The following is a 12849-nucleotide window of genomic DNA, read 5'->3' on the forward strand; positions in this document are numbered from 1 at the left end:
AAAGAAGGAGGTCAGCCGACGATGCTTCATGTAGAAGGCTTGACGAAAGCATACAAGACGGGTGATACCGTACTGCCCATCTTAAAAGGTGTCTCTCTGCTGGTGGAACAAGGCGAATTCGTTGCCATCATGGGGCCATCAGGATCAGGGAAATCGACGTTTATGAACATGCTGGGCTGTCTGGATCGTCCTGATTCGGGTTCGTACATGCTAGACGGCATTGAGGTCAGCAGCCTGAAGGATACGGAGCTAGCCGTCGTTCGCAACCAAAAGATCGGCTTTGTGTTCCAATCATTTAATCTGCTCGCCCGCTCTACCTCCTTGCACAATGTAGAGCTGCCGATGATGTACGCGAATGTCAGCCGCTCAGAACGGCGCAAACGGGCTACAGAAGCACTCAAAAGAGTGGGATTGGCTGAGCGCATGGACCATAAACCAACCCAGCTGTCCGGTGGTCAAAAACAGCGTGTAGCAATTGCCAGAGCACTGGTCAATAAGCCTGCCATTCTGTTGGCAGATGAACCGACGGGAAATCTGGACAGCCGCTCCGGGGTCGAAATCATGGCCATGTTTCAGGAGCTGCATGCGCAGGGCGTTACGATCATTCTCGTTACCCACGAATTAGACATCGCCCAGCACGCTGAGCGGATTGTGACTTTCAAGGATGGCGTGATCATTCGCGATGAAAAGGTTACGGAGCGAATATTCTCCAAGCCGTCTGACGAGGTGATTGTCACATGAATTTTATGGAAAGCTTTAACACCGCCGTGGAGGGTATCTGGGCGAACAAAATGCGCTCGATCTTGACCATGCTCGGGATCATCATCGGGATTACATCGGTCATTGTCGTTACGGCACTCGGTGAAGGCGGACAGAGAGCCATCAACGAAGAGATGGAAAAGTTCGGGCAAAACACGTTTAATGTCTTCATCAACTGGGAGACAAAAGAAGAGATAGCCTCAGAAGATATGACCGTGGAAGATACGGAGGTACTCGGCAGGATTAGTCCTGCCATCGAATACATCGTACCTTACAACTCCAGTACGATTGATTTGAAGGGTCCGAAAAAAGAAGAGCGCGTCAACCTCACTGCCTCCACTGCTGATTATTTTTCGATGCAATCAACATTGAAAGTGGCAAAAGGGCGACTTTTCAACGAGATAGATGACAAAGAACAACGCGCTGTCATCGTTCTGGAGGAAGCTCTTGCTCAAAAGCTGTTCGGTCAAATGAGCCCGATTGGTCAGCGTGTTCGCTGGGGAAATCAATCTCTCGTCGTAATCGGGACGTACACGGAAGAGAAATTCAAGTTTGATATGGCAACCAGCTATGGAGCCATTATTCCCATCCGTTACGAAATGAGCCTGCAGGAAGAGCCTTCCGTCCAAATGATCATGGGTAAAGCAATCGACAAAGCTTCTGTCGACCCAGCCATGCAGCAGGTCAAACAGTACTTGAGCCGCAAGCATCAAAAGGAAGACCATTACAGAGTTCGCAGCATGCAAGAATCAATGGACCAGTTTAATCAAATGACGGGCACCTTGACGCTAATCTTTAGTATCATCGCAGGTATCTCCCTCGTGGTTGGCGGTGTCGGCGTTATGAATATCATGCTCGTATCCGTAACAGAGCGCACGCGCGAAATCGGGATTCGCAAAGCATTAGGGGCACGCCGACGAGATATCTTGATTCAGTTTTTGATTGAATCAGTCATCGTCTGCTTAATCGGTGGATTGATCGGGGTGTTGTTCGGTCTTGGTATCGCTTCGATCATCGCCTATTTTGCACAGCTGCCGCCGCTTATGTCCTGGAACAGCGTATTTATCGCATTCGGCTTCTCCAGTGCCATCGGTATTTTCTTTGGCCTCTACCCGGCCAACAAGGCAGCCAAGCTCGATCCAATCGAAGCACTGCGTTACGAATAAGTGGGCGTTGCCTTTTTGAAAAAACAAGCACCTGTAAGCTCTCTGGCTACAGGTGCTTGTTTATGTTGGCAACGTATCAGTTACCAGCTTCAAAACAAAAAAAAGCGCAATCCCGACGCTCGCGACTGTCCACCAGAGCGGCTTGCTGTCAGCCTTTTGGGCCTTGTAGATCCCGATTAACTTCCAGGTACCCACTGCCACGCACAAGAGGCTAAACAGGAGCAGGATTGTCCCCATGACCTCCCTCCCCTCACTCTTTAGCTATATGGGGAAGAGAAGGAAAAAATCACTTCTTCGGGTCCTTTTTGCCCAATCGACCGAGGACCATCCGGCCCCGTTCCTTGATGGACTCGTCCTTGATATCTTGTTGACGCTTTTTCATCAAACCGTTTTTGGAAGTATCCGGTCGGTCTGTTTGCCGTCCATCTCGCATTAGCTGTACTTGCCTCCGCCTTTTTTCTCGTAATCATCCAAAAGCTCAGCAAAGCTCTTGTTGCGCTCGCGTTCTTCCTGCTCCCGGCGCTTTTGTTCGGCAGCTTCCTTCGCTTTGCGCTCGCCTTCTGTCTTCATGTCTTTTTCAAGCTGCTTGAGTGCTCCGAGTGCATCTGCATTCAGCATATCCTTCAAACTGTTCAATCCGCTTTTCGCGTCTGTCGTAGCTGTTGTCACTGCTTGACGCTGTTGTGGTTTTCGTTGTTTTTTCGCCATTTGAATTGCCACCCTTTCCCTATCCTCATTCTGTCCTCATTCTCTGGCCCCATCCGGGTCATACTATCTTCATCTTTCACAAAGAGGAGGACATCACATGGTTCGCAACAAAGAAAAAGATTTTGGAAAAACCGCTGAAATCCGAGGACCCAAAGCCCAATCCGAGGCTGTCCGCTCTAACGGCTCCATTAATAGTGAACCACAAGAAAGGCTAAAAGAAAACCGCTAACAAAAAAACCGCCGGGCAGCTATTATGCCCGGCGATTTTTACTCTTTCTAAAGTGTAATGAGTCTAGAGGAAGTGTAATCTCATGAGTATGAAACAAAATCAATATTTGGAAGTGCAGAAACAGTAGGGAACGTTTCTTTGGTTGCGGAAAAATTAAACAAAGAAGGGCTCAGAATAGGAAATCGAAAATACATCAGCAATGACATTTCCGCAGTGCTAAAACAAAAACCTATGAATGCTCTCCATCAAATCGTAAAAAAGTCCTTTGAACATAATAAGGCTGGACTACGGTATTTTTGAGGTTCTTATCCCATAATCGCGGAAAACGGCCAAAAACGCCCGAATTTGAGAGTTCGGGCGTTAGTTAACATAATACCTATTAAAAGCGACTTCGTAATGTATCACTTTGTTGCTTTCATAACATATAGGAGAAAAAATAAGGTCTTTCTACAACCAATGCCCTAAAAAAATCCCCTAAGAGAAAACTCCTAAGTATGATACGAAAACGCGATGAAATGGCGTTTGAAGATGGAATATTTTATGTAAAACAGTTGTTTTTTACCTTCTTTTTTTACCTATAAGGTGGGAGGGTGAAAAGCATGAATGATGAGTTATTAATTGAGAAGTGTAGAAAAATTTTAAGAAGGATTGCTTGGCGGTTGCAGTATCAAACAAAGAAGATTTCCGCCCGAGAGCTTCCGATCATAGAAAATATCTGTGGGCAGAATCAAATGTCTTCTGTAGATTCTAAGTTACACTTAGAAGAAATGTTGAATTCCCTTCCAGATAAAGCAAGATTTATTATTGAGCAAGTAGTGATCAATGGAGTTCCAGAAGAAATAGTTGCACAGCATTTAGGCATATCTCAACAAGGCGTAAACAAATACAAACGGAAATATTTAGGGATACTTCGAAAAAAGTTAGAATCTAACCCGCAAGCAGTTAAGTCGTAGGCCCTCCATTTTGGAGGGTTTTTTTTAATTTTTTATACACGAATAGGCCGATTAACGTCTTGATCAGGCTAAATCCCTTTGACCGGTTATGTTTAAACACCTTACCAAACGAGCTACAAAGGCCCTTTTATGCGTTTTTATTCTAGGTGTAGTGTTGGCTAGTCATTGAAAAATCGAAATTTACCCCATTAGAGCCGTTCAGATGATTGGTCACTCCATCAAAAAAGAACCCGTTCACGATCTAATTTATAACAAGAGCCCCAACTAAAAAGTTGAGGCTCTTGTTTGGGCGACTGCCAACCAAATGACATAAAACCCACGCTAAGAGATTTTACCAATCAAACAAGCCACTTTTTCCTACGCTAAGAAACTTTTGCGTCACTTTTTCCACTTATTTTCAACATAGGTTAGAAAAGCTTGCATTCCTTTAAGCCAAAGAGCCAAAAAGGGTGTCGTAACTGGTAGTACTATCAGGGCATATAGGGGTGCTAATTTAAAATAGTCATGCATGATATCATTCGCTGTAATCTCTGTTGACGGGGTCATTACACGCTCAAAGCCATACTCTAAAATAAGCATCAGCGTAGCACCAACTGACCCCATGAAAAGGGGGATTATAAAACCTAGAAAAGCACATAAAACCCAATATACCCATAGGCGAATGTTCCTGAATGCCTGGAAGTAACCTGAAATACCAGAAATAACAGAGACAGGAAATAGGGATGTCGCAAAAAACCATAACCATCCCCCAAACGATGCTCCCCCAACCGACATGCCGCCAGCTGCGAAATCTCCGAGAAAAGAAATGATAAAACTCAAAAAAAACATAGTCACCAAACCGTAAATAAGACCTACTAACGTAAAGCGCACTTTAATACAAATGGTCGCTCCCTCCCCCAAGTGAATTAGTTTCAATATTATTATTATTTTTCAATAAATTCCACATATTATCAAATTGATTTGACCTATTCTGAGATTTTCGATGTCGTGGCATAAATGACCGAGATTCCTTTAATTGAAGGACCTTTATCAAAAAGTTTAACGTTCGGTTGTAGAAAACCAATCCTGATTACCTATATTGGTGAAGGTGATTGATATCAACATAGCATTAAGGTTGGGCGACCTTTATGTTATGCGCCCTTATCATTCATCTTATAATTCCTATAGGAGATGGATATAAATGGCAAACATTGTAGAATTGCGTGTAGCAGCGTTTATCCCTGAAGAATGGTTATTAGTTAGTGCTGATCCTTATAACAATTATTATGGTGAAGGAAACAACCGTGATTTTACCTACTGGACGGAAAATAATAATAAGCTATTTAAAATGGCTCAACACATTGTGATTAATTGGAATACTTCCACAATTGACGTATACAAAGCGGTGGGACCAACTAGAACGAAAATTGAAAATAGGGCAACCGGAAATGAATATATTAAAGAATATCCGTTGACAAGCGACAAGGATATCACATATAAGAATACAGTTTTAACCCCAACGACTGCGTCCCTATATATCAAAGGTTCGGCTGGAAATTCTGCTTTGCCGGAACTTTCCCCTGCGATTGACTGGGAGTACAACATTTCTGTTGATAGAAAAACTGGACGTGTAAGTTTTAATGGAAGACACGATGGTTTCCCTAATCACGAGATTTATAAACGAATTGATAAAGGGACTTCAGTAGAACTTTATAGATTCTATAAGAAGACACTTGGACATTTGGTTGATCCAATGGATGTTGAAGTGAATTTTTCAAAATAAAGTTCAGAGAATCGGAAAGTCGGCTATCCAACTAATGGATAGCCGACTTTCTATAACACCGTACGTACCTTTCGGTATAGTCTTCCGTAAATTCTAAATTGTATGTAGAAGAAATGTTAGATCCCCTTCGATCTAAAGCAAGATTCATTATTGAGCAAGTAGTGATTAATGAAGTTCCAGAAGAAATAGTCGCACAGCATTTGGGTATATCTCAACAAGGAGTAAATAAATATAAACGGAAATATTTAGCGTTACTTCGGAAAAAATTAGAATCTAACTGGCAAGAAGTTAAGTCGTAGGCCCTCCAAAATGGAGGGTTTTTTGCATTCTCCAGCCTTTTGGCGACAAGCAGCATTGCAATAACTAGCCAAAAAGAGGCCTGAAAATTTTTTGCGGGCCGGACGGGCGCGTAAAAAATCTGCATTATGTTGGCGGTCTCCCTAATTGGACGAGGGTAAGGAGAAACATATTCGAGAAAAATGAGTCTAATATATAAAGCGAGCATCGCGTGGGGGGAGGGATTTTTATGCCAATGTGGGCGTTTTTATTAACCATTGTTGGTGGCTTGATCGTATTTGGTGTAATTTATGACCAGATCAACAAAAGAAAAAAGAGAAAGACTCCCAAGAACTTGAGTAGCTCCCAAATGGTGTACACAGAGAACTATCTAAACGAAGTACGTAACGATATTAGCGGACCACAATAAAAAACGGTGAGGTACGCTAGCCTCACCGGGCCAACAAGTATAGATACGGGTACCAGCAATACAATTTAGCCTCAAGATGGTATTTCACAATGCAACACAATCGTTAACGTGGTTTTTTCGCGCTCTGCTGGTGCTACCCCTGTTTACAAAAAGCCGATTGCTTATGCAATCGACTGAGAGAAACTTTGCGCGTGTCGTGAAGACTAAAAACTCATAGGTGGTGGATTGTATCATGACACAAGTCATTGTAGTTCTGATTATATTTACTTTTGTTGCCCTGATTGCCCGAATTGTTTTCCGATCAATCAAGGAGAAAAGACTACTAAATCCGCCTAACTATACCCCTTACGATGATGTAATGTCTGGAAAAGTACGCTCGGATGAAACCCGTGAAACAAATAAGGAAAACTAGACGGGTTTCCACTTTCATTTATTCAATCGATTTTAGATCGATTGAATATGTCTTTGTTAATGTTTTTACAAATTCTTCCCAAGCTTCGTTTCTCTTAGTCTGATCCTCAATGCCTTCTAAAACCTCACTACGGAGCTTGCTGATCGTATTTTGCTTCATGTATCCTTCAACGACATAGTCAGTCCAATATTCCTCTTCAGAGATTCCCAGACCTTGAATCAGACCATCAATTGCCTTTTGGATTTCTTCGGCATTTGAGCTTTTGTCTATTTCCTCTCGTTGCTTTTTAGCAAATTCCCTAGCCCTCGATGTGCTCATAAAACATCTGTAAAGCATGAACCTCTTTCGCGTTAATGACTTCATCATTTGCTAAACCGGTGACTTTTGCACTTCTTTATCATAGGCCGAGATGCTTTGCCCAAATTTGTAAAAGGAATTGTCTTCACTGGCGAAACCTACTATTGCACTAGACAAAATTGCAATGGTCATAAATCCCAAGCCAACTAACTTCTTCATAGTCTAAGCCTCCTTTGTACTACTCAGCGAAAAAAACTGTTATACAATATGGTTGGCCAGAAACGGGTTGGTAATGAAAATTAACCCCATGGAGACGTTCAGATGATTGGGCAGTCCACTAAAAAAGAACCCGATCACGACCTGATTATAAACAAGAGCCCCAACTAAAAAGTTGAGGCTCTTGTTTATAAAAGCAGTAACCGAAGTTTTACATAAAACCTATTATCGGGACCCAATAAAGCTGAGGTGACAGGGGATGGGGTAGTACCAGCGTCCAGGGACTCATTTATGTTTGTATTCGTATTCTTTGGGTTTAAGCGTTGAATGTAAAGTTATTATTTTTCCTTTTTTTTCAGTATAAAAGTATTTTACATCGGGTTCATCAGCAAAAATAACTTCTACACTAAAGAGCGGAAGCTTCCCAAAAACGCCATCTACACTAACTATTGTTTTCTCATCAATATTTTTCTCGGTAATGAGATGTTGGCGTACCTGATTCTCTAAGCTTAACAAAGTTCCTTGAACATATATAACGGGAACAGAGATAAGGATTAAGCCTAGGAAAACTATAATCATTATTTTTTTGTTCATTTTCGTTATCCCCCCAAAAAAGTGGTTGTAAAATGATGCTTTTTTTTCCGTAAAGAGTGAAAGCGATAATGGGCGCCCTACTATCGTTAATCAACTTTATAGGAGGAATTTTATATGGCATCTGATAAACCACAATATCCTGGTACTAACACGGATATGAAGCCAGGAGACGTATTGTACTCGAAAAAAAGCCTTTCGACTTTTTTTGTTGGACACGTGGCAATTGTAGGGCCGGACTACGATATAATTCACGTTCATCCAAAAGGACCCGGGATCGTTGAAGATATCGATTCCTATGTATCTCGATTTAGTGACGGCGATAAGATCAAAGTTCTCCGTCCCAGGAAAGGAGCTTCTAAAGCTGCTAAATGGGCAATCAACCATATTAATGACGTAGAGAAATACTACTTCAATATGGATTTGGATAATATCGAGCTTAGTTATTGTTCTAAGTTCATCTGGCACGCATTTTACTATGGTTATGATCTCGATATTACCGGCAGAGGTCTTACCGATCGTAGTAGAGCAACCCATATCTATCCAAATGATGTTCGAGATTCAGAGGACTTTGCATCAACAGTAACTATCAACGTTTAGAATTAAGAAGGTCGAATAAAACCTCGCATTAGCGGGGTTTTATTCTTTGCTCTGATTTCCGACCTCTGTAATTTAGACTGACTTTATGGGGTTCAGCCAAGATATACACGCCGTATCTCGATTATACCCCAAGTGAAGAGGAGAAGCCTGATTTTTTCCATCAAACGAGAAAAATGTAATAATTTATTAAAATAAGTTGCTTTTTACCTTATGTTGGCGTTCTCCTTAATTGGACGAGGTTATTGGAAAAATAAGGAGAAACATATTAGAGAAAAATGAGAAAGACTCCCAAGAACTTGAGCAACTCCCAAATGGTGTACACAGAGAACTATCTAAACGAAGTACGTAATGATATTAGCGGACCACAATAAAAAATGCAGCCCACTCTCCCTTGAGAGGCTGCCTGGGCAACCGCCAACATGATTTTGTACGCTAAGAATTGATAGAACAAGCGAAACAGTTAATAAGGAGGTCATTGCATGTTTTTGGGAATAATATTGGCTTTTATTGTACCAGTGCTTGTTCTTGGATATGTGGCTGATAGACAACGTAAAAAGAAAGTACACTTAAATGAAATTAATTATGCCGGAAAAGGAAATATAAACCATACATCCGAGGCAGAAGCTGTAAGTAAAACTTTCATGGATAGACCATAAAAAGGGTAACACGGAATTACTCTCATACTTTCTCTGACGGGAATGATCACACTCGTTACCATCGGATCTTCCCCCTTTTTTTAGCATATGCGGCTGTGTCTCATTTGGGCTGGGCGCGGGCTCCCCTCCGAAACCGAATAAGGGGTCAATGACTGATGCATGCTATGGGATAAAAGGAGGTCCAGATGATGGATAACGATAAGCAAAAGAACGACAAGACGAAGGATATTTCCCTCGATGGGACGCTGCCGCATCAAATCAGTGCTCCTGACTTCAAAAACTCGTCCCGTACGATTCAAAAGCCATTCGTCAATGAGTTCGGAGTCGTCATCGGTGACAGCTTGTACGAGTCCAAGGAATCTCCCTTACACAACTGGAGTACGGAAACCGATCCCTTCTTCATGGCAGGAGACCAGTGGGTTCACCCGACTAACGACATTGGCTGGAACTCGATAGAAAATCGTGAGCTCCTCGAGGATCAAGAAGAACCAGATAAAGCGCGTTTTATGCACCCTACCCTCGATTCGAGCAAAGGCAAGGACTAATGCCAGCTTTTTCATGCAGCCCGTTCGGCAGAAGCACTTCTGACCGGACGGGTGTTTTTGGTTGCGCTTGCACTTCGAGCTTCAGGACACTACTCTGACTTGTGTTACAATGGGAGACAAGTAGCAGAAAGGAGCTAGTACATGAGTATCACACTTGCGATAGAGCCAGCGTTTTCCCTTGCCTATCAACGTTATGCCGGCTTTGTACCGGGAGATACGCTTCGATTGTATGTACGAACAAGCGGCCCCGGGACCGGTGGTATGTTTTATGCGATTGAAAAAGATGAGGCCCTCACCGATGATGCTGTGTTTGAAGTAGAGGGGTTGCGATTTGTCATTCGTCCAACTGATTTCTGGTATTTCGACGGGGGACATCTGAGCTACAATCCGCTCTATGGCGAGTACGGCTTTCACTTCACCAACCCTCGTCTGGATGGCAACTAGAACAGAAACTTCTCTCGGCTTGATTCGTAAGAAGGAATATCTGCCTATATCTTCTGGGAGGAAAAACAATGAAAAAAAGCCGTTCAGTCCTTTTGGCGATCGGTGCTTTCTTACTTGCCAATTTAAAATGGATACTTAGCATACTGAAGTTTTCGAAATTCGGGACCACCATTATATCCATGGGAATTACCTTGTGGGCGTATGCCGCTTTTTACGGATGGAAATTCGCCGTGGCTCTCGTCTATCTGATCTTCGTCCACGAAATGGGCCATGTGATTGCCGCCAAGCGAAAAGGAATCGCGACCTCACCCGCTGTCTTTATACCTTTTGCCGGGGCCTTCATTGCCATGAAAGACATGCCGCGTGATGCAAAAACAGAGGCGTACTTAGCCTATGGGGGACCCTTGGCAGGGATGATTGCTTTCTTGCCTGCACTCCCGCTGTATTGGTATACACAGGACCCCTTCTGGGGGTTGGTTATCTACTTGGGCGCCATGCTCAATTTATTTAACCTGCTCCCCATCTCCCCGCTCGATGGCGGCCGCATCGTTTCGGTATTGTCGACGAAAATTTGGTTGATCGGGTTAGTCGGGCTGGGTGTTATGCTGTTCGCCAACCCTGGACCGATTACTGTGTTCATTTTCATCATCGGCTTGATTACGTGGTACAACCGCCTACGTGGCAGCTATCAACAAAAGCTCCTGAAATACGAGCGCGAAAGGATTGCAGACTTCCAGCAAAGCATAGCCAAGTGGCCCGCATTGGAATCGACATGGGATATTCGCATGCAAATGAATGCCGAAGTAAATGCGATCAATCAGGAAGATTTGAAGAAATTTTATGTTCCATTTTTGCAGGACAAAAAACGTCTTCAGCGAGACTTTAAAAGACTCGATAAAGTGTATGTGAACAGAAAATGGGAACTGTTCAAACTGTGGGAACGAGAACCCGTTTTGTATTACGACTCGGATCCGAATCGACCAGTCCCTTCGGATACGCTTCGTGATGGGGAACGTGCGGCGCAAGAGAGATTAGCCGAACTGGATGAGCAAATGCACCAGCTCACAACGTACTACGATGCACCTGCCTCTACGAAGTGGAAAGTGTTAGTAGCCTATCTCGGTCTAGCTGCCGTTCTGTCAGGTTTTTTTGTCTACGCCCAACAAATTCTGCACAGGTAACCGCTTGCACTTTGCGTTGCTTGACAGAAACGGATGCCTATCTGCGGCCTTCTCCGGACGCAAAAACGTGCGCTACGGTTATCTGAGGGTCGCTCTTCCCGACCCAAAGGGCGTAAAACGCCCCCTACGGTGGTATATCGCTTTTGTGCGTTCCACCCGATCAGAGTAAAATAGAAAATAGTACTTTCATAAAATTCCAGAGAGGATGACTTTTTACTTGGACACCGTCCCGATAGTGCTCAACCTACTGCTTGTTATATTTCTTGTTTTTCTCAACGGCTTTTTCGTAGCCGCAGAGTTCTCACTCGTGAAGGTGCGGCAAACGCGCCTGACACAGATGGTGAATGAAGGTAACAGACGTGCAGTCTATGCCCAAAAAGTAACGCATAAGCTAGACGCCTACCTATCTGCCTGCCAGGTCGGGATTACTCTCGCCTCGCTGGGACTGGGTTGGGTCGGGGAACCGGCCATTGCCCATATGATTGTGGAGCCTTTGCTTGGATCTTCCGGATTGCCTGATTATGCGATCTCCGCGATTTCTTTTGGTGTAGCCTTTGCGATTATTACGTTCCTCCACATTGTCTTGGGTGAGTTGGCTCCGAAATCATTGGCCATTCAAAAAGCAGAAATAACCTCGTTGTGGGTTGCCGCGCCATTGATGTTTTTCTATAAATTGCTTTACCCTGCAATCTGGTTCTTGAACGGAACCGCCAACGCCCTTTTGAGACGTCTGGGACTCGAAGCCATCTCAGAACATGAAGCGGCGCATACAGAAGAAGAAATTCGTCTTCTGGTCAACCAAAGTCACCAAAGTGGCCATATTGACCAAACCGAATTGGCTCTTGTGGAACAAGTTTTTGACTTCTCCGAAACCGTTGCTCGGGAAACGATGATCCCGCGCATTGACATGGTTTGCTTATATACGACGAATACCTTTGAAGAAAACCTGGAGATTATCCGCTCGCAGCGCCATACGCGTTTTCCGGTTGCAGCTGAGGACAAGGACGACATCATCGGTTTTGTCCATGCGACAGACTTCTACCTTTCTGCCCTGCAAGACGGAAGCGTTGAGCTGGATTCGTTGGTCCGCCCTGTCCTGACCGTGCCAGAGACCATGGAAATCAGCACAGTATTGCGCCTGATGCAGAAAAACCGTTCGCAGCTCGCGATTGTCATCGACGAATACGGCGGAACAGCTGGTCTCGTGACGATGGAGGATATTCTGGAAGAAATCGTTGGGGATATCCAAGACGAGTTTGACGAGGAAAGACCAGAGATTGAGAAGCTGGACAATGGCCTCTCCGTATCCGGTATGCTCGTGTTGGCTGACCTGAATGACCATCTTCCGTTCGAGCTCGAATCCGAAGATGTAGACACAATCGGCGGTTGGTTGTACAGCCAGCTGGAAGAAGACATTGCTGTTGGCGCGACAGTAGAATGGGAAAACCACCTGTTCACCGTCAAGCAGATGGATCATCACCGTGTCACACGCGTCCTGATTACGCGTTTTGAAAAAGATGAATCGGAGCAACAAGAACTGTTGACCGTCTCCTAATCATCACACCTTGGCACAAACCAAAGCCCCACACCTGCTTACTTGGCTGGTGCGGGGCTTTTCTATTTC

The 12849-nt window shown here is 44.0% G+C and carries 19 protein-coding genes; 12 read left to right on the top strand and 7 right to left on the bottom strand.

Annotation, left to right across the window (positions count from 1 at the left end; translation table 11 throughout):
- Positions 1-21: 21 nt before the first annotated feature.
- Positions 22-741 (top strand): ABC transporter ATP-binding protein, encoded by a 720-nt coding sequence (locus tag FB479_RS23675; RefSeq protein WP_047073491.1) that lies wholly within the window; start codon positions 22-24, stop codon positions 739-741.
- Entirely contained in the window at positions 738-1925 is a 1188-nt protein-coding gene (locus FB479_RS23680; protein ID WP_106654146.1) for an ABC transporter permease, read from the top strand. The genes FB479_RS23675 and FB479_RS23680 overlap by 4 nt, the downstream gene beginning before the upstream one ends.
- A 60-nt stretch (positions 1926-1985) precedes the next feature.
- On the opposite strand, the gene FB479_RS30620 is transcribed toward FB479_RS23680, so the two are convergent.
- The 3 genes from FB479_RS30620 to FB479_RS23685 are packed head-to-tail and all read right to left on the bottom strand — an operon-like array spanning position 1986 to position 2633.
- On the bottom strand, positions 1986-2162 hold the full coding sequence (locus FB479_RS30620) for a hypothetical protein (protein ID WP_164724524.1): 177 nt from the start codon (positions 2160-2162) through the stop codon (positions 1986-1988).
- Between the two features lie 49 nt (positions 2163-2211).
- Complete coding sequence (locus FB479_RS30625) at positions 2212-2358, bottom strand: hypothetical protein (protein ID WP_007724729.1); 147 nt, start codon at positions 2356-2358, stop codon at positions 2212-2214.
- On the bottom strand, positions 2358-2633 hold the full coding sequence (locus FB479_RS23685) for a DUF3886 domain-containing protein (protein WP_106654145.1): 276 nt from the start codon (positions 2631-2633) through the stop codon (positions 2358-2360). Before FB479_RS23685 ends, FB479_RS30625 begins: the two co-directional genes overlap by 1 nt.
- A 97-nt stretch (positions 2634-2730) precedes the next feature.
- Between FB479_RS23685 and sspK the strand changes: the two genes are divergently transcribed.
- Positions 2731-2862, top strand: coding sequence for a small acid-soluble spore protein K (gene sspK, locus FB479_RS23690; RefSeq protein WP_088910784.1), 132 nt, complete (start codon positions 2731-2733; stop codon positions 2860-2862).
- Positions 2863-3461: 599 nt separating this feature from the next.
- Positions 3462-3815: an RNA polymerase subunit sigma-24 gene (locus FB479_RS23695; RefSeq protein ID WP_106654144.1), complete on the top strand. Its 354-nt coding sequence runs from the start codon at positions 3462-3464 to the stop codon at positions 3813-3815.
- 378 nt (positions 3816-4193) lie between these two features.
- On the opposite strand, the gene FB479_RS23700 is transcribed toward FB479_RS23695, so the two are convergent.
- Positions 4194-4643, bottom strand: coding sequence for a hypothetical protein (locus tag FB479_RS23700; protein ID WP_232030070.1), 450 nt, complete (start codon positions 4641-4643; stop codon positions 4194-4196).
- A gap of 352 nt (positions 4644-4995) precedes the next feature.
- On the opposite strand from FB479_RS23700, the gene FB479_RS23705 reads away from it, so the two are divergent.
- Together FB479_RS23705 and FB479_RS23715 are read left to right on the top strand one after the other, a co-directional pair.
- The gene (locus FB479_RS23705) at positions 4996-5577 is read left to right on the top strand and encodes a DUF3238 domain-containing protein (protein ID WP_142066920.1); all 582 of its coding nucleotides are present in this window, start codon (positions 4996-4998) and stop codon (positions 5575-5577) included.
- A 938-nt stretch (positions 5578-6515) separates the two neighbouring features.
- Positions 6516-6695 (top strand): hypothetical protein, encoded by a 180-nt coding sequence (locus FB479_RS23715; protein WP_106654140.1) that lies wholly within the window; start codon positions 6516-6518, stop codon positions 6693-6695.
- An 18-nt stretch (positions 6696-6713) separates the two neighbouring features.
- Here FB479_RS23715 and FB479_RS23720 read toward each other — a convergent pair whose 3' ends face one another.
- From FB479_RS23720 to FB479_RS23725, 3 genes are all read right to left on the bottom strand, one after another.
- Positions 6714-7031 (bottom strand): hypothetical protein, encoded by a 318-nt coding sequence (locus tag FB479_RS23720; RefSeq protein WP_142066921.1) that lies wholly within the window; start codon positions 7029-7031, stop codon positions 6714-6716.
- 33 nt (positions 7032-7064) lie between these two features.
- Positions 7065-7211 (bottom strand): hypothetical protein, encoded by a 147-nt coding sequence (locus tag FB479_RS30630; RefSeq protein WP_185746407.1) that lies wholly within the window; start codon positions 7209-7211, stop codon positions 7065-7067.
- 282 nt (positions 7212-7493) lie between these two features.
- On the bottom strand, positions 7494-7802 hold the full coding sequence (locus FB479_RS23725) for a DUF3139 domain-containing protein (RefSeq protein ID WP_106654138.1): 309 nt from the start codon (positions 7800-7802) through the stop codon (positions 7494-7496).
- 114 nt (positions 7803-7916) lie between these two features.
- Here FB479_RS23725 and FB479_RS23730 point away from each other — a divergent pair, with 114 nt between their 5' ends.
- The 6 genes from FB479_RS23730 to FB479_RS23750 all read left to right on the top strand — a co-directional run bounded on the left by FB479_RS23730 (position 7917) and on the right by FB479_RS23750 (position 12780).
- Positions 7917-8399: a C40 family peptidase gene (locus FB479_RS23730; RefSeq protein ID WP_106654137.1), complete on the top strand. Its 483-nt coding sequence runs from the start codon at positions 7917-7919 to the stop codon at positions 8397-8399.
- A gap of 479 nt (positions 8400-8878) precedes the next feature.
- Positions 8879-9055, top strand: a complete 177-nt coding sequence (locus FB479_RS30635) for a hypothetical protein (RefSeq protein ID WP_164724526.1) — start codon at positions 8879-8881, stop codon at positions 9053-9055.
- A gap of 188 nt (positions 9056-9243) precedes the next feature.
- Positions 9244-9600 (top strand): DUF3905 domain-containing protein, encoded by a 357-nt coding sequence (locus FB479_RS23735; RefSeq protein ID WP_142066964.1) that lies wholly within the window; start codon positions 9244-9246, stop codon positions 9598-9600.
- Positions 9601-9741: 141 nt separating this feature from the next.
- Positions 9742-10044, top strand: coding sequence for an iron-sulfur cluster biosynthesis family protein (locus tag FB479_RS23740; protein WP_007724750.1), 303 nt, complete (start codon positions 9742-9744; stop codon positions 10042-10044).
- Positions 10045-10112: 68 nt separating this feature from the next.
- Positions 10113-11225 (top strand): site-2 protease family protein, encoded by a 1113-nt coding sequence (locus FB479_RS23745; protein WP_142066922.1) that lies wholly within the window; start codon positions 10113-10115, stop codon positions 11223-11225.
- Between the two features lie 217 nt (positions 11226-11442).
- Positions 11443-12780 carry a hemolysin family protein gene (locus FB479_RS23750; RefSeq protein WP_142066923.1) on the top strand — a complete coding sequence of 446 codons (1338 nt, stop codon included), beginning with the start codon at positions 11443-11445 and terminating at the stop codon, positions 12778-12780.
- The last annotated feature ends 69 nt before the right edge of the window (positions 12781-12849 follow it).

Source organism: Brevibacillus sp. AG162 (assembly GCF_006715575.1).
Classification (GTDB): Bacteria; Bacillota; Bacilli; order Brevibacillales; family Brevibacillaceae; genus Brevibacillus; species Brevibacillus brevis.

Bases quoted from the DNA above. Each gene is read 5' to 3' on its own strand.
- FB479_RS30630 (WP_185746407.1), bottom strand. From the start codon at position 7,211: ATGAAGAAGTTAGTTGGCTTGGGATTTATGACCATTGCAATTTTGTCT.
- FB479_RS23705 (WP_142066920.1), top strand. From the start codon at position 4,996: ATGGCAAACATTGTAGAATTGCGTGTAGCAGCGTTTATCCCTGAAGAA.
- FB479_RS23735 (WP_142066964.1), top strand. From the start codon at position 9,244: ATGGATAACGATAAGCAAAAGAACGACAAGACGAAGGATATTTCCCTC.
- FB479_RS23725 (WP_106654138.1), bottom strand. From the start codon at position 7,802: ATGAACAAAAAAATAATGATTATAGTTTTCCTAGGCTTAATCCTTATC.
- FB479_RS23720 (WP_142066921.1), bottom strand. From the start codon at position 7,031: ATGCTTTACAGATGTTTTATGAGCACATCGAGGGCTAGGGAATTTGCT.
- FB479_RS23730 (WP_106654137.1), top strand. From the start codon at position 7,917: ATGGCATCTGATAAACCACAATATCCTGGTACTAACACGGATATGAAG.
- FB479_RS23745 (WP_142066922.1), top strand. From the start codon at position 10,113: ATGAAAAAAAGCCGTTCAGTCCTTTTGGCGATCGGTGCTTTCTTACTT.
- FB479_RS23695 (WP_106654144.1), top strand. From the start codon at position 3,462: ATGAATGATGAGTTATTAATTGAGAAGTGTAGAAAAATTTTAAGAAGG.
- FB479_RS23740 (WP_007724750.1), top strand. From the start codon at position 9,742: ATGAGTATCACACTTGCGATAGAGCCAGCGTTTTCCCTTGCCTATCAA.
- FB479_RS23680 (WP_106654146.1), top strand. From the start codon at position 738: ATGAATTTTATGGAAAGCTTTAACACCGCCGTGGAGGGTATCTGGGCG.
- FB479_RS23700 (WP_232030070.1), bottom strand. From the start codon at position 4,643: ATGTTTTTTTTGAGTTTTATCATTTCTTTTCTCGGAGATTTCGCAGCT.
- FB479_RS23715 (WP_106654140.1), top strand. From the start codon at position 6,516: ATGACACAAGTCATTGTAGTTCTGATTATATTTACTTTTGTTGCCCTG.
- FB479_RS30635 (WP_164724526.1), top strand. From the start codon at position 8,879: ATGTTTTTGGGAATAATATTGGCTTTTATTGTACCAGTGCTTGTTCTT.
- FB479_RS23685 (WP_106654145.1), bottom strand. From the start codon at position 2,633: ATGGCGAAAAAACAACGAAAACCACAACAGCGTCAAGCAGTGACAACA.
- sspK (WP_088910784.1), top strand. From the start codon at position 2,731: ATGGTTCGCAACAAAGAAAAAGATTTTGGAAAAACCGCTGAAATCCGA.
- FB479_RS30620 (WP_164724524.1), bottom strand. From the start codon at position 2,162: ATGGGGACAATCCTGCTCCTGTTTAGCCTCTTGTGCGTGGCAGTGGGT.
- FB479_RS30625 (WP_007724729.1), bottom strand. From the start codon at position 2,358: ATGCGAGATGGACGGCAAACAGACCGACCGGATACTTCCAAAAACGGT.
- FB479_RS23675 (WP_047073491.1), top strand. From the start codon at position 22: ATGCTTCATGTAGAAGGCTTGACGAAAGCATACAAGACGGGTGATACC.